Origin of the sequence: Rhizobium leucaenae USDA 9039 (genome assembly GCF_000426285.1) — a bacterium.
In the GTDB taxonomy this organism is placed as follows: domain Bacteria; phylum Pseudomonadota; class Alphaproteobacteria; order Rhizobiales; family Rhizobiaceae; genus Rhizobium; species Rhizobium leucaenae.
The window spans coordinates 222696-239850 of the sequence record NZ_AUFB01000008.1 but is presented as its reverse complement, the minus strand read 5'-3'; the positions used below and the strand labels follow the sequence as shown (position 1 = coordinate 239850).

Annotated in this window: 13 protein-coding genes; 10 read left to right on the top strand and 3 right to left on the bottom strand. The window is 60.0% G+C overall.

The annotated features are described in order from the left end of the window. Window positions 1-44: 44 nt before the first annotated feature. A complete protein-coding gene (locus K290_RS0115035; protein ID WP_245276548.1) occupies window positions 45-497 on the bottom strand; it encodes a response regulator in 453 nt (150 codons plus the stop codon). A gap of 456 nt (window positions 498-953) precedes the next feature. Beyond that, window positions 954-1199, bottom strand: coding sequence for a hypothetical protein (locus K290_RS38330; protein ID WP_028752681.1), 246 nt, complete (start codon window positions 1197-1199; stop codon window positions 954-956). A 371-nt stretch (window positions 1200-1570) separates the two neighbouring features. Here K290_RS38330 and K290_RS0115025 point away from each other — a divergent pair, with 371 nt between their 5' ends. Further along, a complete protein-coding gene (locus K290_RS0115025) occupies window positions 1571-3154 on the top strand; it encodes a Na+/H+ antiporter (RefSeq protein WP_028752680.1) in 1584 nt (527 codons plus the stop codon). A gap of 21 nt (window positions 3155-3175) precedes the next feature. On the opposite strand, the gene K290_RS0115020 is transcribed toward K290_RS0115025, so the two are convergent. Beyond that, the gene (locus K290_RS0115020; protein ID WP_154668611.1) at window positions 3176-5737 is read right to left on the bottom strand and encodes a patatin-like phospholipase family protein; all 2562 of its coding nucleotides are present in this window, start codon (window positions 5735-5737) and stop codon (window positions 3176-3178) included. A gap of 246 nt (window positions 5738-5983) precedes the next feature. On the opposite strand from K290_RS0115020, the gene K290_RS0115015 reads away from it, so the two are divergent. The 9 genes from K290_RS0115015 (at window position 5984) to K290_RS0114975 (ending at window position 17094) form a co-directional block, all read left to right on the top strand. Beyond that, the gene (locus K290_RS0115015) at window positions 5984-7006 is read left to right on the top strand and encodes an ABC transporter substrate-binding protein (RefSeq protein ID WP_028752678.1); all 1023 of its coding nucleotides are present in this window, start codon (window positions 5984-5986) and stop codon (window positions 7004-7006) included. Beyond that, a complete protein-coding gene (locus tag K290_RS0115010; protein WP_028752677.1) occupies window positions 7003-8043 on the top strand; it encodes a FecCD family ABC transporter permease in 1041 nt (346 codons plus the stop codon). Before K290_RS0115015 ends, K290_RS0115010 begins: the two co-directional genes overlap by 4 nt. Then, window positions 8040-8801, top strand: a complete 762-nt coding sequence (locus tag K290_RS0115005) for an ABC transporter ATP-binding protein (protein ID WP_028752676.1) — start codon at window positions 8040-8042, stop codon at window positions 8799-8801. Before K290_RS0115010 ends, K290_RS0115005 begins: the two co-directional genes overlap by 4 nt. A 145-nt stretch (window positions 8802-8946) precedes the next feature. Further along, on the top strand, window positions 8947-10578 hold the full coding sequence (locus K290_RS0115000; RefSeq protein WP_037135455.1) for an MFS transporter: 1632 nt from the start codon (window positions 8947-8949) through the stop codon (window positions 10576-10578). A gap of 288 nt (window positions 10579-10866) precedes the next feature. Then, complete coding sequence (locus tag K290_RS0114995) at window positions 10867-11640, top strand: SDR family NAD(P)-dependent oxidoreductase (protein ID WP_028752674.1); 774 nt, start codon at window positions 10867-10869, stop codon at window positions 11638-11640. A 314-nt stretch (window positions 11641-11954) separates the two neighbouring features. Further along, the gene (locus K290_RS0114990; RefSeq protein ID WP_028752673.1) at window positions 11955-13154 is read left to right on the top strand and encodes an acyltransferase family protein; all 1200 of its coding nucleotides are present in this window, start codon (window positions 11955-11957) and stop codon (window positions 13152-13154) included. Window positions 13155-13169: 15 nt separating this feature from the next. After that, window positions 13170-14273 (top strand): glycosyltransferase family 2 protein, encoded by a 1104-nt coding sequence (locus K290_RS0114985; protein WP_028752672.1) that lies wholly within the window; start codon window positions 13170-13172, stop codon window positions 14271-14273. A 1-nt stretch (window position 14274) separates the two neighbouring features. Then, on the top strand, window positions 14275-15300 hold the full coding sequence (locus tag K290_RS0114980) for a glycosyltransferase family 2 protein (RefSeq protein WP_028752671.1): 1026 nt from the start codon (window positions 14275-14277) through the stop codon (window positions 15298-15300). 6 nt (window positions 15301-15306) lie between these two features. Continuing rightward, window positions 15307-17094 carry an ABC transporter ATP-binding protein gene (locus K290_RS0114975; protein WP_028752670.1) on the top strand — a complete coding sequence of 596 codons (1788 nt, stop codon included), beginning with the start codon at window positions 15307-15309 and terminating at the stop codon, window positions 17092-17094. Window positions 17095-17155 lie beyond the last annotated feature (61 nt).

The window sequence follows — 17155 nt, the reverse complement described above, 5'->3', positions numbered from 1 at the left end:
CGAGACGCATGGTGTCACGCGCTGATAAGAGCGATCGGCCATTGCTAGCCCTCGCCGTTGAGAGCCGCCGAAAGGGCGGCTGCGAGTTCGTTTATATGAAAAGGTTTAGGCAGCACCGGTCTTTGGCGGAATTCCTCGGGGAGTGCCGATTCCCCGTAGCCGCTTGCGAAGGCGAAGGGGATGCCTTGCGTCGCCAGAAGCTCAGCAACCGGAAAGACCTTCTTGCCGACGAGATCGACATCAAGCAGGGCCAGGTCGAACCCGCCTGCCTGCACTTTCTCGATAGCCTCAGCAACGGTACTGGCACCGGCAGCGACGCTACAGCCAAGATCCTGGAGCATATCCTCGGTCAACATTGCGATCAGACCCTCGTCTTCCACAAGAAGTACGCGCAACCCCTCCAATGCCATCGTCAATCCTCTCGAAAATCGATAGTGGACAGCAGGCCCGGCGCCGATGGCCAGCTCAGCGGAGGTGATGCCGAGGCGCCACTGCATTCAATCGAATGCCCGTGCCATCTGTGCGCACGACCATTCTGGCATCGCCCCGTTGCGTTCGACAGGCGCGTGGTTCGCGTCGAAATCGGCGGAAGGTAAGGAGATTTTCCCGAAAGTACGCTGACACATCCGAGCGCGCGCACCGGTCCGCTGCCGACAGCGCTGAAGGAAATGGCGGCCGGAATCTCTCGAGAGGCTCTTGCGAGCGGATAAATGCCTGATTTTTGTTTTCCCTTAGACAGACTCGGCTGAGCCATTCATCGCCCGCCTCGGCGCTCCCTCTTGACCGGCATCGGTCCGGCGTTTTTAACGCGGCGGGACGCTGTTTGTTCCATCGCATGGCGCGCGCGGGGACTGGGGCGCAGTCGTTCTTCCGGAGATCACAGGCAAGTCGCCGCCGTCGGCTCACGCCCGAAGATTCGGTCCTGCGAACCTATGTCGCACAATAAGGGAGGTCTATGGCAGGTATCCGGCTGGCAGAAGTCCTTCGAACCGGCCAGTTTCGCTTACGGAGCGCATATCTTTGAACAGTCGCGAGATGAGACGGGGGCGGGATCCTGGCCTTTCGTCGATCAGCACGACCGACATCTTCTTTATCTCGATCGTGATCGTGCGCGCATCGTCCTGCCGGCGAAAAATCGCTGAATCGAGTGAATGGAACCCATTCTGGGCCGCCCATGCGGCTATCATGTCCGCGTTCATGACCATCCTGTCCAAGGAGATACGGGCGGACGCTTTCGGCGCTGTCCCGCCTATTCGAATCGCCTCTCAGTTCCAGGAATACCGCGACTGAATCGCATGAATCCAGCCGAAACCCTTCGAGGCTCGAATTACCCGTCGGGTGTTGCGGGAAAGACTCACGCGGTTGATCGTCGCTCGGATTCAATGCGGTGAAGGTGCGGTCAAATGCCCATCCGACGCGCTTCGGTCGCCAGCAACTGTCTAAGGCCGCGTACGCACGGGCGATCCAGGTCCCCTCATTGTGGGCCACGATGTTTGGGCAATTGCGTTTCGACGAAACGCGCTTTGTAATAGAGCCTATTTCAGCAAAAACTCTATCAGGGCGCAGGCGCATGGACCCCACACATTTGTTCGAACTCGTTATCGGCATGTTCGTAGCGATCATCGCGCTGCATTATGCCGCCCACAGGTTCGGACTGCCGCCGTCGGTGGCGCTGCTTGCCGGGGGCGCAATGCTTGCCTTCCTGCCTGGGCTGCCCGCAATCGCAGTCGACCCCGGTTTGGTGCTCGTCATCTTTCTTCCGCCGCTGCTTATGGACGGTGCCTGGTTTATTGCGCTTCGTCCATTGCGCCGTCACATGATCGGCATTGCCTCGCTCGCCATCGGCGCGGTGTTTTTCACATGCGCCGTCTTGGCTGTCGTAACCCATCTCCTCTTTCCATCGCTGCCCTGGGCAGCGTGCGCGGCGCTCGGCGCGATCGTTTCGCCGCCCGACGCAATTTCCGCCCGCGCCGTCCTGCAAAGGGTGAAATTGCCCCGGCGCCTGCAAATCCTGCTCGAAGGCGAAAGCCTGCTCAATGACGCTAGCGGTCTGGTGCTCTTCCGCCTCGCCGTCGCTGCCGGTGTCACCGGTGCTTTCAGCACTGTCGATGCGGCGGGAAGCTTTTTGCTCTTGGCGGCAGGCGGCGCCGTTGTCGGCATCGTCGTCGGGACAATCTGGGTCCTATTCGTAAAGCGGTTGCGCGATGAATATCTGATGATCGCTGCCACGACGCTGTTGGCTTGGACCTCTTATCTGCTTGGCGAACAAATCCATGTTTCCGGCGTCATCGCAACGGTGACCACAGGCCTGATCGCGAGCTGGCACCAACATACCGTCTTTTCCGCCTCAACACGCATGCGCGGCACGTCGTTCTGGACCGTGATCGTCTTTCTGATGGAAGCCGCGGTTTTCGTTTTGATCGGATTGTCGCTGCGGGGTGTTGTCGAACGTGGCGGCGGCTTTGGCGTAGTGACCGCAACGATGGGATTGCCCATACTGGTAATCCTGATTGCACTCACCCTGGCGCGCTTCGGCTGGGTCTTCGGATCCGACCTTGTGATCAAGCTTTGCAACATTTTGGGGCTCGATCGATATACGCCGCTCGGTATCCGCGGGGTTACCGTCATAAGCTGGGCGGGCGTTCGTGGCGTCGTCACTCTGGCGCTCGCGCTGAGCGTGCCCGAGGGCTTCCCCGGTCGCGACTTTATCCTGGTGACGTCGTTCGCCGTCATTGTCGGAACCGTGCTTATCCAAGGGACGACGCTTGGGCAGGTAATCACCTGGGCGAGGCTAACGGAGCCGGAGTCGGAAAAGGCGCGCTTCACCATGAGTCAAGCCGAAGCTGCCATGGCCCAGGCGCAATTTGCGACCGTCAAAGGACTGGCCTATGACGGCGAAGGGAAACTCATTCATCCGCAACTGCTGGAGCGATATCAGCGCAGAGCCGTTGCAATCGTCGACTATGCAGCGCGCACGGAACAATACTCGCCCATGCTCCAGGCGCATTTCGTTGTTGTTCTCGAAGCGGTTGCTACCGGGCGCCGCGAACTCATACGGCTTCACCGGGCCGGTGATATCGATGACGAGACACTGCGCGAACTGGAGCGAGACCTGGATCTTGAGGAGCTAAGCGCGATCTCCGCCAAGTCCTGATGGCAGGCGCACGGCTTGCTTCTAAAGTCGCGCGCTGAAGGCAGCGCGCATCTGCGGCGGGATATTGAGCAATGCGAGTGCTGCGACGAGGTCGTCGCTCCAGCCGGCCGGTATAGTGGATGGCTGCGCGAAATCGTTCGTGCCATTCAGAAAGTGATGAGCGGCGTGAAAGCCGAGCGCGCGATAGACTTCGAACTGCTCCTCGCTGAAAAACTGGTCGAGCGTGGTCTCGTGCGGAAACGTCGGATTCCGCCTCTTATAGTCCATGATGTAGTCGTTCTCGTCGCCGGTCAGCGATGACTTGATATAGAGCAATATGCCTTTTTCGTCCTCGCCATATTCTACGATACCGACGGCGGCATGCGGTCCCTTGGATCGTGCTGGCCCACCTGCGTTCGATGCCATCTCCCTCGTCACTTCCAGAGTTCTCTTCTGGATATCCTGCCAGGGGAGCTCGATGCGAATGCCAAGATCGATGCGCGCCATGACCTGGAGCTTCACGAAGGATTCAAACGTCATGCTCGGATCGGCTTCGGCATCGATGGCCAGAATGACTTTGCAGCGCCGGCGCAGCAATTCGTATATGCCGAGATTTTCTATATGGCCGCCGTCGGTCAGATAGACGTTCAGCCTCTTCTCGTCCAAACGGCCGGCGGTTTCATTGGCAAAGTACCATGTACCGAAATTCGACCACCGCCGGTTCCACCAGTGGCGCAAAGCGTCGAGTTTTGCCGGATTCGCCAGCCAATAGCCGAGCCGGACGTTAAGCAGCGAAAGGCTGAAGGTCAGTATTCTGACGGTATGGTTTCCCATGTTCGCCGACGCCGCCGCGCCGGATGTGGCCATCGCCGTTGCAAGGCTGAGGGACGGAACGGCCGCCTCCATCTCTTCCGTCGCCGCATAGCGCGTAGCCTGGCTGCCGATGTACAGCGGACTGAAGATGAAATTGTCGGCGTTGCGGCCGCGCTTGTTGAGCGCTTTCGACGCGATCAAATTGATCGTCGTGTTGACGAGCAGATAGGGCGCATAGGCTGCTCCGGAGTTCCAATGACCGCTCTCGGCATCGAACTGCTTCAACGACGAGAATTTCCAACGATCGACATCGATCGACGGCTTGCCGCTTCCAAGACGCACGCGCTCGAACAGGAAAGCGCGGCTGAGACGGTCGCGGTAAAGCTGGTTGAGCGAGTTAGAGTTTGGCCCGATGAAGAGGCAGACGAAGGCAAGCAGCAAGGCGACCCACAGGTAGAGCGAGCCGATCTCGCCTAACCTCCCGATGACAGGAAGATGGTTCGAGGCAAGCGTAGATACGGCAGAAAGCCATGATGGAGCCACGGGAGCCGGCCGAGGAGCGGAAGCCAGATCGGCTACAGGCATGATCGCCCAGAAACTGAGATAGAGATAGGAGACCCACAGCAGCAGCGGCACGACAAAGGCCGCAAGATAGAGGGCAACGCGGCTCGCATATTTCTGCAGCATTGCCGTCCAGGTCGCCTCTCCGAGCGTCGCTCTTGCGACATTCGCGAGCTTCTGAGCAGCACCTATCAACACAAGGGCGGCGGGAAGCAGGACGCTAGCAAGCGCTGGTACGATACGCGCGATCGCCAGAAAGACGCTCTTTATGCCGCTATTTCCGAGACCAGCGATTTCAGCCGTAGCGGTCGTTGCCCCTTTGAACATGCCGCTGAGGATGAGTGGCTGCAGTTCGATGAGAAAGGCACCGGCCATAGCCGCCACCAGCCAGCCGAGCATCCAGGCAAGTCGCTCGCGCGTCATGAGCCGGCTGGTCTGAAACGTTAGGGAGGTTGCGATCGCGCTGACGAACATCAAAGCCAGGACGACGGCTGTAACGTTGATCGTCAGTGTGAAGGCTTCGAGGCCGTTTATGGTGATCAACGGAAGCCATCCGCCGCTGAGTGGAAAGCCGAGGATATCCGGCTGCCCCAGATCGGTGGAGCGAGGATTGCAGGCGACGGTGAACACGGCAAGCAGAAGGAGGACGGGCAGGACGATCAGCGCGTTCACGAATAATCCGCGCATCAAAAGCGCAAAGCTCGTCAGATAGTCGATCGTACCGTTCGGGACGAGGAAGTTCGAATAGTTTCGCAGATGCTGGATTTCCGGCGTTTCCTGAGAATCGAGCTTGCTGGCGAAAGGGAAGGTATAGGGCTCCTGCATCATGCCGGAGACGATCGATGTCCCAATATAGCCGCCGCCGGACACCGTAGAGAGATAGTCGAAGGCATCGAAGACACGTGGCTCGCCGTCGCGCGTGAGTGCATCCAGCGCCTGCGACACGCCGAGGCAAAAGGCGGCCGAGCGGATGCCGCCGCCGGAAAACGAAAGCCCGGTCAGGTCGCTGCCGGTTTCCATTCGAATGGTGCCACGTTTGCCTGCCTCGGCATGGTCTTGCGATAGTTGCGCCGGGCGACGGGGGATATGAAATCTCGTACTCTCTGCGCGTTCAGTTGTGGAGCTGCGTTCCGCCCGATTGGGTTCCACTCCGCCATTTTGAAGTGACTGTCGCCGGAAGTTGACGACAGCCAACTCCCGTTTGAAGATCGCTTCGAAATCCAGGGTCATGCGTCCCATCCCATTGCCAAGAATGGTTGCTATTCAAATGCGCGCTGCAATTGTATCAGAAATGTTTCGCGGCGTAGGAAGCATTTTCCCATAGCGACTACGCTCGCTCGCGCCCACGCTGACAGCAGCTTCCGACAGCCCTAAAAAATATGACTGAAACGCTCTTGTTTTTGATGCCACTCAGGGGCTATACCGCCGGCATTTGCGCCCGGCCCTTCGGGTTACCGAACAATCAGGACCTTTCTTGTGACGCTATTGAAATCACTTTTCGCCGTTTCCGGCCTCTGCGCCGCGCTCAGCTTCACCGGAGCCTCGGCATTCGCTGCCACCAAATATCCGCTGACCATCGAAAATTGCGGCGCGCAGGTTACCTTCCAGAAGGCGCCCGAACGGGCGATCGGCCTTGGTCAGAACAGCGCGGAGATCCTGCTGTTGTTGGGCCTTCAGGACAAGATGGTCGGCACCGCCTTCTGGCCAAGCAAGGTATTGCCGCAGCTTGCTGAAGCCAATGCCAAGGTGAAACTGCTGACGGTCGAATTCCCGACCTTCGAATCCATCCTCGCGGAGAATCCCGATTTCGTAGCGGCTGCTTTGCCGAGCTTGATGGGGCCGAGCAGCAAGGTTGCCAAGCGCGAGGACTACGACAAGGTCGGCATCCCGACCTATCTTTCGCCCAGCACCTGCCTCAGCACCAAAGAGGTCAAGGACCAGTACGGCAGCCGCGCACAGCTATGGAACACGGACCTTCTCTACAAGGAAATCGATGAACTATCGCAAATCTTCGACGTCGCCGATCGCGGCCAGGCGCTGATTGCCGATTTCAAGGCGCGTGAGGCGGCGCTTCGCTCCAGCGTATCGAAAGACGGCAAGAATCTTTCCTACGTCTTTTGGTTCTCGAGCCCCAGCCCGTCCGCCGACGCCTATCTCGGCGGCAAGAATGCGGCTTCGGGCTTTATCGCCGACCTGCTCGGCGGGCACAATGCGGTCACGGCAGAAGCGGAATGGCCGACGCTCGGGTGGGAAAGCATCATCGCCGCCAATCCGGACGTCATCGTCGTCTCCAATCTCGACCGCAACCGTTGGGAACTCGACAAGTCCGAAGCCAAGATCAAGTTCTTGACCACCGATCCGGCCGTCAGCCAAATCTCGGCGGTCAAGAACAAAGCGATCGTCGTCATGGACGGCCAGGCCATGAACCCGACCGTTCGGACGGTTTATGGCGCCGAACAGGTGGCGGACCAGTTGAAGGCGCTTGGTCTTCTGAAGTGACCGAAACACATCGTCCTCTTCAGCAGTTTTCCGCCTTCGGCTTTCTGCTGCTGATTTCATTCGCCGCCATCGGTCTGGTTGTTGGGATCAGCGTCGGGATCGGCGATCTGCCGATCCCGCTCGCCACCACCTTTTCTGCTGTTACCAATCGAATCGGATGGACGGCGGTGGAGCTCAACAAAATCCATGAGGCGGTCATTTGGGATTACCGTCTCAGCCGGGCGCTGGTGGCGGTCTTCTGCGGCGCAGGCCTGGCGCTTTCAGGCGCGATCATGCAGTCGCTGCTGCGCAACCCGCTTGCCGAACCCTATGTTCTCGGCATCTCGGCCGGCGCGTCTACCGGCGCCGTCGCGATTGTCATCCTCGGCGTCGGCGCGGGCGCCGTATCCCTATCTGCCGGGGCTTTTGCCGGCGCCTTCGCGGCTTTCCTCCTGGTGGCCTTGCTGTCGAACGGCACGCGTGGCGGCGCCGACCGCACAATCCTTGCCGGTGTCGCCACATCGCAGCTCTTTAATGCCGCGACCTCCTACATCGTGACGACGTCGGGCAATGCGCAGCAAGCCCGCGATGTGATGTTCTGGCTGCTTGGCAGTTTCGGCGGCGTGCGGTGGCCGGAATTCATGCTGGTCTCGATCGTCGTCGGCTTCGGGCTCGTCGCCTGCCTGTTTTATGCCCGCGTGCTGGATGCCTTTGCCTTCGGCGACGAAGCGGCATCCTCGCTCGGCGTCAATGTCGCCAGAGCACGGATCGTGCTGTTCATTCTGACGGCAATGATGACGGCGACGATCGTCAGCATCGTGGGCTCGATCGGTTTTTTCGGCCTCGTTGTGCCGCATGCGGCACGCTTTCTCGTCGGGCCGCTGCATATCCGTCTGCTTCCGACCTGCGCCGTGGCAGGCGCGATCCTCATGGTACTTGCGGATATAGCGTCGCGTGTCCTCGTTCCGCATCAGGTGCTGCCGATCGGCGTTGTCACGGCACTGGTGGGCGTGCCCATTTTCTCGATCATTCTCTACCGGTTCCAGCGTGCGTCATGACTATCAAGGCAGATAACCTCGTCTGGAAAATTGGGAAGAAGACCATTCTTGACGGCGTCTCGTTTGAGGCACAGCCGGGCAAGATGCTCGGCCTGCTCGGGCCGAATGGCTCCGGCAAGACCTCGCTTCTCCGTCTTCTCGCCGGTCTGAAGCGGCCACATTCCGGCCGCATCACGCTCGACCAAAGAGATATCACGACGATCGGCCGGCGCTCGATCGCCCGGCGCGTCGCTTTCGTCGAGCAGCACGGGACGACCAATGCCAATCTGCGGGTCATCGACGTTGTAAAACTCGGCCGGTTTCCGCACCTGTCGATGTTTTCGGGCTGGACCGCGGCCGACGAAAAGGCTGTAGAGGGTGCGCTCGAACGCGCCGGCATGATGGAGAAACGCAACGACCGCTGGCAGAGCCTGTCGGGTGGCGAAAAACAGCGCACGCACCTAGCAAGAGCCCTGGCGCAGTCCCCGCAGGAACTGATCCTCGACGAACCGACCAATCATCTCGATATCCAGTATCAAATCAGCCTGATGCGGCTTGTCAGCGACCTTCCGGTTACCAGCATCATCGCTTTGCATGACCTGAACCACGCCGCCATGTTCTGCGACCAACTGATCATCATGCAGCAAGGCAGGGTCGTCGCGCTCGGTGCGCCGGAAGCCGTGTTGACCGAAGAGCTTCTGAGAAATGTCTTTTCGGTCGAAGCCCGCGTAGAGGTTTCGCCTCACCACTCACGGCCGCATATCCACTATCTTCGCTGAGGGGCGCCTGAGCGGCATCCGGTTCCGCAAGCCGCACCGTGAAATCACCGACGACTTCATCGAACTTGCCGTCGATCCCCGCTGGCCACCGCAAAGCTTCGTAATATATTGAAGCGGACGGGGAATCAGAGACGCCGGAGGGACCTTGTCATCGAATTCGTCCACGCTCGCACCGCTTAAGCATGAGATCTTTCGCAGGATCTGGTTCGCGAGCCTTGCCTCGAATTTCGGCGGGCTGGTCCAGGCCGTCGGTGCCGCTTGGATGATGACGACCATCACGGCGTCGGAAGACATGGTGGCGCTGGTGCAAACCTCGACCGCCTTGCCGATCATGCTGTTCTCACTGATTTCCGGGGCGCTTGCGGACAATTTCGACCGCCGACGGGTGATGCTGATCGCGCAGTGTCTGATGCTGACCTTTTCCGCGATCCTGACATTGTGTGCTCTGCTGGGCTGGATCACGCCCGGGCTGCTTCTGCTCTTTACCTTCCTGATTGGCTGCGGAACCGCGCTCAACAATCCATCCTGGCAGGCGTCGGTCGGAGACATGGTGCCCCGCGAGGATCTGCCGAATGCCGTGACGCTGAATAGCATGGGTTTCAACATGACCCGAAGCGTAGGCCCGGCGCTCGGCGGCATCATCGTCGCGGCTGCCGGCGCTGCGGCCGCTTTTGCAGTCAATACCGTCAGCTATTTTGCACTCATCTATGCGCTGATACGCTGGAAACCGGCTCTCCCCACATCGACGCTGCCGCGCGAAAAGCTGGGCAGCGCGATCTTTGCCGGGCTCCGCTATATCTCGATGTCGCCGAATCTCGAAAAAGTGCTCGTTCGCGGTTTCGTCTTCGGCGTCGGAGCCAGTTCGGTGCTCGCCCTTCTGCCAATCGTCGCGATCGATCTCGTTGCTGGGGGACCGCTGACCTACGGCTTCATGTTGGGATCCTTCGGCATCGGAGCGATCGGCGGCGGTGCTCTCAATGCTCGGCTCCGAGAGGCGCTGAGCAGCGAGACGATCATCCGCTATGCCTTCGCTGGATTTGCGGGCAGCATGGCGCTGACCGCATCGAGCCCCTTCGTAACCCTCACCTGCGCCGGCCTGCTCGTTTCGGGAGCCTGCTGGGTGCTGGCGCTTTCACTGTTCAATACGATCGTCCAGTTGTCGACACCGCGCTGGGTCGTCGGCCGCGCTCTGTCGCTTTATCAGACGGTGACGTTCGGCGGCATTGCCGGAGGCAGTTGGCTCTGGGGTATTGCGGCCGATCAATACGGTGTTGCGAACGCGCTCTACGGCTCGGCCGTGGTCATGCTGATCGGCATCGTCATTGGTGTGCGTTTTCCGATGCCAGCCTTCGCTTCGCTTAACCTTGATCCGTTGAACCGCTTCATCGAACCCGCGCTTGGCCTGGACATCAAACCGCGCAGCGGCCCGATCGTCATCCTTGTCGATTATCAGATCGGCGATGCGGATCTGCCGGAGTTTTTAAAGCTGATGGCCGAGCGGCGGCGGATCCGTATCCGCGACGGCGCCAGAAACTGGGCGCTGATGCGCGATCTGGAAAATCCCGGCATCTGGACGGAAACCTACCACACGCCGACCTGGGTTGAATATATCCGCCACAACCAACGGCGCACCCAGGCGGATGCAGAAAATATGGATCGGCTGAGGGCGCTCCATAACGGCAATGAGCCGCCGCATGTGCATCGCATGATCGAGCGCCAGGCCATTCCACCCTCGGACGACGTGTTCCACAAAGCACCGATCGACCTGCATCATTGAGAGCGGCATGATCACCGACCGGCTTTGCGCGCCACGACAAAAAAGCCCTCCACTAGCGCCGACAGAGGGAGATTAGGTCATATCGCTCGTCTCGTCCGGCATGACCCGGAGCCGGACTTTGCGGTGGCGAACAAACGCACGTCATTTAAATATTTAAGACGGCTGACTGGTTTGTGCGGGCTTGAAGCATATGTAGCGTTGCGCGATCAACGCTCCCGCTGCGAGGCTTCGATCCGTTGCAGGCGTACAGCGAGTGCCTCAGCAAGAGCATTATGAAAGGTGATCACCATGAGCCGTGTTTTCGTTACAGGGTCCACCGACGGTCTCGGTTTGGCGGCGGCGAGCGCCCTCATGGGTGAAGGCCATGAAGTCATCTTGCATGCGCGCTCAAGCGATCGAGCTTCGGCTGTCGCCGACCTGAAATCCAGGGCTCTGGCAGTCGTCATCGGCGATCTTAGCAGTGACGCGGAAACGCGCGCCATCGCGGATCAAGTCAACGGGATCGGTCGTATGAACGCAGTCATCCACAATGCCGGCATCTATCTTGAGAGAAACCGAGGAGACACCGCCGAAGGCCATGCGAAGACCTTGGCGGTCAATACGCTCGCCCCTTACCTGCTCACCGCATTGATCGAACGACCCGATCGCCTGATCTACTTGAGCAGCGGCATGCACCAGAGCGGCGGAGGGCCTATCGATGATATCGATTGGAAACAACGCTCCTGGAATGCAAGCCGCGCCTATTCCGAAAGCAAGCTGCATGTCGCGACCATCGCAGCCGCCGTTGCGCGACACTGGCCGGAAGTCCTCAGCAATGCGGTGGATCCCGGCTGGGTTCCCACAAAAATGGGCGGCGCCGGAGCGCCTGACGATCTTCAGATGGGTCATCAAACCCAGACCTGGCTGGCGACCAGCAACGATGAAGCCGCGAAGACCAGCGGTGCTTACTGGTACCACCGCCAACGACGCCAGCCCGCCGCGGAGGTCACCGATCCCGCGTACCAGGATAGCCTCATGAACAAGCTGGCCGACATGACGGGTGTAAAGCTCTTCGAGGCGTAGCTTGTAGAGGCGTGAGCAGTCCGCCGGCGATGGTCCGCGCAAGTTCCGCGCCTCACTTTGAGCGTCTCGACGTAGAGGTCCGAATATTTCCGATTATTCGAAAAGATCTCACTTTGTTTCAAACACGTGATCAAACTCCCACCGATTACGCCGCGACGGCCCAAGTTTGGCCGGATTCGCTCGTGCACCCTCGTAAAGTTGCTCGTTGGTTCATCGGTGCGAGGCCGCAAAGATGAACAATAGACGCAAGCGACACAGCATCGGGAGTGGCGCGTCAAAGAGAGTGTCCCACAAGACTGAAAGCGGGGGTGTCGATGGCGAACATACGCGACCGCCAATTGGACGGGCTGAGAACTGTTGCCGTCAGCATGGTGCTGTATGCACACTTTTTTGCAGCCGACAGGTCCATCTGGGGCCATCTCGGAGTTCGCCTCTTTTTCGTGCTCAGCGGCTTTCTGATAACGCGGCTGTTGCTGCAGGCGCGAGCCGATGCCCGATACCAGCCGGTCACGGCATTTAAAGCCTTCTATATCCGCCGCGTGTTACGCATATTTCCTCCCTATTTTGCCATGCTGGCCTTCGTCTATTTCCTCGACCTCGAAGGAGCTCGCGGCAACGTCAAATGGCACGCGCTCTATCTGTCGAACTATTGGTATGCGCTGCGCGGCGAATGGACGCCTTGGGTGCTCTGCCATACCTGGAGCCTCAGCATCGAGGAACAATTCTATATCGCCTGGCCGCTGGTGATCCTGCTCGCGCCGCGCCGGCTGACCGAACGAATCTGTATCGCTGTCATCGCATGCTCGCTTGCCTACCGCCTCTGTTGGCCGCTGACGTGGACTCCCTCCCTGATGCGAGACCTGCTCCCTTCGGCCTCGATGGATGCGCTGGCGGGCGGCGCCTTGCTCGCAGCCTATCGCGAACGAACGCAGGGCTGGCCGCAATGGATGCGACAGAGCTGGATGCCGCTGGCCGCCGCTGCTGCCGTGGCGCTATGGCTGCGGCCCGATCCCATCACACCGACGCTTGACTGGGTGATCTGGATAGGCTCGGAGGTTTTCCCGCTCGTGCCGCTCGTCATGCTTGTAGGCTGCGGCGCCTCGGGTTTTCGATCCCTCTTTGGCCGATTGCTCGAATCCCCCCCGATAGCGGCCACCGGCCGGATAAGCTACGGCATCTACCTCTTCCATCCAATCGTCCTTTCGCTGATCGTCAAGGCGCAAACCTGGATTCCGGTCAATGTCTCGGAACAAGGCCTTGGGCGCTTGATCGTCGGAAGCGTCGCGACACTGATGCTGGCCTCGATTTCCTGGCTGGTTTTCGAGAAGCCTTTGAACAACCTCAAACGCTACTTCCCTTATGCGGCCCGCGGCCATCAGCCCGCTGTCCCATCGATCGCAATCGCGAGCGAACCGGGGGAGCATGGACACGGCTCCAAGGCCTACAACACGGCGCTCTCCCACCGCAATGAGGGCATTCGTGGGGGCGCCGTCCAAACATCTGATTTACAATAGCTGACGAGTTGAAGAATGTCCGGCCCACTGATCTCTGTCGTGCTGCCTGTCTATAACGGCGAACCCTATCTCGCCGCCGCCATCGAGAGCATCCTGCGGCAGGATTACAAGCGCCTTGATGTCATCGCCATCGACGATGGTTCCACCGATCGCTCGCTGGACATCCTGCAACGCCACCAGGAGGCCGACGGCCGGCTCCGTATCGTCTCGCGCGAGAACCGCGGGCTTATCGCGACCCTCAACGAAGGCATTGCCATGGCGAATGGCGAGCTTGTCGCCAGGATGGATGCCGACGATATCGCCTATCCGACCCGCTTTTCCCGCCAGATCGCCCTGTTCCAAGAGCGGCCTCGATTGGCGATCTGCGGCACGGGCGTCGATCGGCTCATCGGCAATCGCGTCGTGCGTGGCACGCCCAATCCGATCCATCAATCGGCCGACTGGCATGTCTTGTCGATGTTCTACACCGTCTTCATGCATTCGACCGTAATATACAATCGCAACATCATTCCCGCGGACATGCTGGCATACGATGCGACCTATGTGCATGCGGAGGATTTCGATGTGTTCCGGCGCATCACGCGCGAATTTCCCGCCGCCATGATCGACGACAGCCTCGTTGCCTACCGGGTTCACGACGAGAGCGTCACCAACAAGCACAAATGGCCGATGCGCCGGACGCATCTGAAGATCGCGGCAGAAAATCTCCAACGGGAATCCCTGATCGACGATGCCGATGCTCTGCACGCTATCGGCGCGGCGGTGACGCCGGATACGGTTCGACGTGCTGCCGACTGTCTCCTCGCCATCGAAGAAAAGATCGCCGCGCGCGGCATGCAGACCTCTGCGAGCCATAAGGAAGGCTTCATGTGCTTCTTCTATTTCGTCTATCAGCTCATCGCCGACGAGAAGCAGCCGCAGCTTACGCATCAGTTCCTGACGCAAACCGGGAAATGGCATACAATTCGGCGCCAGGAACGGTATGGCCTGCGCGCCGCCGCCTACGCGCCCTGGTGCAGCCGCATCTGGGGCAATGCGAGCGTCCGCCTCGATGCGCTGGCGAGATACAGGCAATCGGTACCGATAAAGAACGTGCCGCCGCTGCAGGGGCTTGCCTGAGATGGCCGCGGAGCGTGCCGAAATCCTGCGCAAGTGTGCGCAGCCATCCGCAGAGCCCCCGAAGGCTTCCAGCGGTCGTGATCCCGCGGCGAGTTTCATCGTCTGCACCCGCAACCGCGCGGAAGCGCTCGAGGCGTGCATCCGATCGATCGAGGCGACCTGTCGTTCGCATGCCTCGATGACCAGCGAACTGGTGGTCGTCGACAATGGCTCGACCGATGATACCGCCGAGCGACTGGCCCGCATCGCCACAACCTCGGGCATGACGATCACACCGGTGTTGGAACATCGCCGCGGCCTTGCCGCAGCCCGCAATGCGGGGATGGAGCGATCTCGCGGGCGTATCCTGATTTTCATCGACGACGATTGCGAAGTGGGGCTGCATTACCTGCGGGATCTGGAGCGGCACTATCTGAGCGATGAAGGCTGCATCATCCGCGGCGGCCGCGTCGAACTGGGCAATGCGCTCGATCTGCCGTTTACCATCAAGCGATCGCTACAAAGGGCTCGCTTTACCCCCGACATCCATCCAGGCGGCTTCATTCTGGGCTGCAACATGACAATGCATAGGGAGGTTGCCCTGCGGGTCGGCTATTTCGACGAACGCTTCGGCGCCGGCAGCTTTCTGCAATCGGCCGAGGATACCGACTATATCGTCCGCGCCTTTCAACTCGGCATCCCCATTGAATATGTGCCCGACATGAGCGTTCTGCATTATCATGGACGCAATACACGGGAGGCCATCGAGCGGCTTCACCGCAACTACAGCCTCGGAAACGGCGGTCTTTGCCTAAAGCATCTGTTCAAGGCACCGTGGCTCCTGCGGCATTTCTACTGGACTTTTCGCTCGGCCTGTCGGGAATCGTGGGGCGGAGACCGCTTCGATCCGGAAGTCTCCTTGTCCCACTGGCCGATCGTGTCCATGAATTTGCTGGGCGCGGTCGAGTTTGCGGGCCTTGCCGTGACAGGTCGACACCGGCAGCCGGAATTGGACAAGATCAAACAGGCAACACGCTCTTTGGGGTAATCCGCCATGCTGAAACTCCTCCTGCCCGGCCTGCAGATTCTGCGCCAGGCGCTTGGCCGGCAGATGCGCCTCCTGCCCGTCGTCGTCGTTTTCGGCCTGATCGGCGCCGTGCTCGAAGGCACCGGCATCGGACTCATCATCCCGATGCTGAGCATCATCGGCGGTCAAAAGGACCAGACGGGGCTTGGCGGATTTTCGGCGCTCTTCCAGCAGGTGGGTTCGGGCCTGGATGATCAGCAGCGGCTGATGGCCATCGCCGCCTGCATCCTTGCACTGATCACGTTGAAGAACATTCTTGCCTTCACCAACACGGCGCTCACCAACTTCATCTACGGAAAGGCTGGTCATGCAATCCGCAGCGCGCTCGCCGATCAACTCCTGAAGATCGGATATCCCTTTTTCCTGAAGGAAAGTCCCGGTCGGCTGCTGAACATCATTTCGAACGAATCCTGGCGGGCGTCGGATGCGATACAGACAGTGCTTGGCGCGATCGTGAACGCATCGGCGGCGATTATCCTGCTGACATTCCTGCTGCTGCTTTCATGGCAAATGACGTTCTGCGTCACGATCGGCCTCATCCTCATTCAGATTGCGCATGCCGTCCTCTCCTCCACCCTGAGAATGCCGAGCCGCGACGTCACGTCCTTCAATAACGAGCTCGCCAGCAGAATGCTGCATCTCGTCCATGCCGGCCGGCTGATCCGCGCCTTCGGCCAGGAGGCGCGCGAAAAAGCGATCTTCGACGGGGCTTCGAACGCCGTTCGCAAAGCGAGCTTCATTCTGCAGACCCGTCAGGGCGCCCTGCCTCCGCTGACCGAGGTTATGCATTCCGCCCTTTTCCTTGCGGTCGTGGTGAGCGCATGGGCTTGGGGTGTCAGTTTTCCGATCATAGTGGCCTTCGTCGTCCTGCTCTATCGGCTGCAGCCACACGTGCGTGCCCTGCAGCAGGCATGGAGCCAGGTGTTAGGCTGGAGCGGATCGCTGGAGGAGGTGCGCTGGCTGCTGGATTCCACCGGCAAGCCGAGACCGCCGTCTGGAAATGAGCCGGCGCATGGGCTGCATGGAGAAATCAAGTTCGATGGCGTGAGCTTCAAATACCCCGGCTCGGCTTCCCGGCCCACGGTACTGCGCTCCGCCAGCTTCGAAATCCGTCACGGCCGCTCCACCGCGATCGTCGGCCGCTCCGGCGCGGGAAAAACGACGATCGTCAATCTTCTCTGCCGCTTTGTCGAACCCGACGAGGGCAACATTCTCATCGACGGGTCACTGCTCCACCGCATGGATCCCGCCCAATGGCGCAACCGGATCGCCCTCGCCAGCCAGGACCTGGAACTGGTGGACGGCACTATTCTCGAAAACATCGCCTATGGGCAGAGTGCTTCGCTCGCCGAGGCAGAACGTGCCGCCAGACTTGCCGAGGCGCATGAATTCATCGAGAAGCTGCCGGATGGATATGAAACGATTGTCGGCTATCGGGGTGCAAGCCTGTCGGCCGGGCAGCGGCAGCGGATCGCGCTAGCAAGAGCGCTTGTGCGAGATCCCGACATCCTCATCCTCGATGAAGCGACCAATGCCATGGACGGCTTATCGGAAGCGGCGATCGTCGAAACTTTGAAATCGCGAGCCGGGCGCCGAACGACGATCGTGATCAGCCATCATCGCAGCACGATCTCCTTCTGCGACGATGTCGTCATCCTCTCCGGCGGGCGGGTCCGCAATCAAACCTCCTTCGCCGCCGTCGCATCCCTCAGCATGGATCAGCTTTACGAGCATGAGGTGCTTGAAAAGCATTGAGTTCGGGCGTGCCGCTTCCCGATTTCCTCAGGCGGCGAGCGCTCGCAACAGCCTGGGGAAG

What these genes read in the sequence shown, in the direction of transcription:
- K290_RS0115035 (WP_245276548.1), bottom strand. Translation starts at nt 497, where the DNA reads ATGCAGTGGCGCCTCGGCATCACCTCCGCTGAGCTGGCCATCGGCGCC.
- K290_RS38330 (WP_028752681.1), bottom strand. Translation starts at nt 1,199, where the DNA reads ATGAACGCGGACATGATAGCCGCATGGGCGGCCCAGAATGGGTTCCAT.
- K290_RS0115025 (WP_028752680.1), top strand. Translation starts at nt 1,571, where the DNA reads ATGGACCCCACACATTTGTTCGAACTCGTTATCGGCATGTTCGTAGCG.
- K290_RS0115020 (WP_154668611.1), bottom strand. Translation starts at nt 5,737, where the DNA reads ATGACCCTGGATTTCGAAGCGATCTTCAAACGGGAGTTGGCTGTCGTC.
- K290_RS0115005 (WP_028752676.1), top strand. Translation starts at nt 8,040, where the DNA reads ATGACTATCAAGGCAGATAACCTCGTCTGGAAAATTGGGAAGAAGACC.
- K290_RS0114995 (WP_028752674.1), top strand. Translation starts at nt 10,867, where the DNA reads ATGAGCCGTGTTTTCGTTACAGGGTCCACCGACGGTCTCGGTTTGGCG.
- K290_RS0114990 (WP_028752673.1), top strand. Translation starts at nt 11,955, where the DNA reads ATGGCGAACATACGCGACCGCCAATTGGACGGGCTGAGAACTGTTGCC.
- K290_RS0114985 (WP_028752672.1), top strand. Translation starts at nt 13,170, where the DNA reads ATGTCCGGCCCACTGATCTCTGTCGTGCTGCCTGTCTATAACGGCGAA.
- K290_RS0114980 (WP_028752671.1), top strand. Translation starts at nt 14,275, where the DNA reads ATGGCCGCGGAGCGTGCCGAAATCCTGCGCAAGTGTGCGCAGCCATCC.
- K290_RS0114975 (WP_028752670.1), top strand. Translation starts at nt 15,307, where the DNA reads ATGCTGAAACTCCTCCTGCCCGGCCTGCAGATTCTGCGCCAGGCGCTT.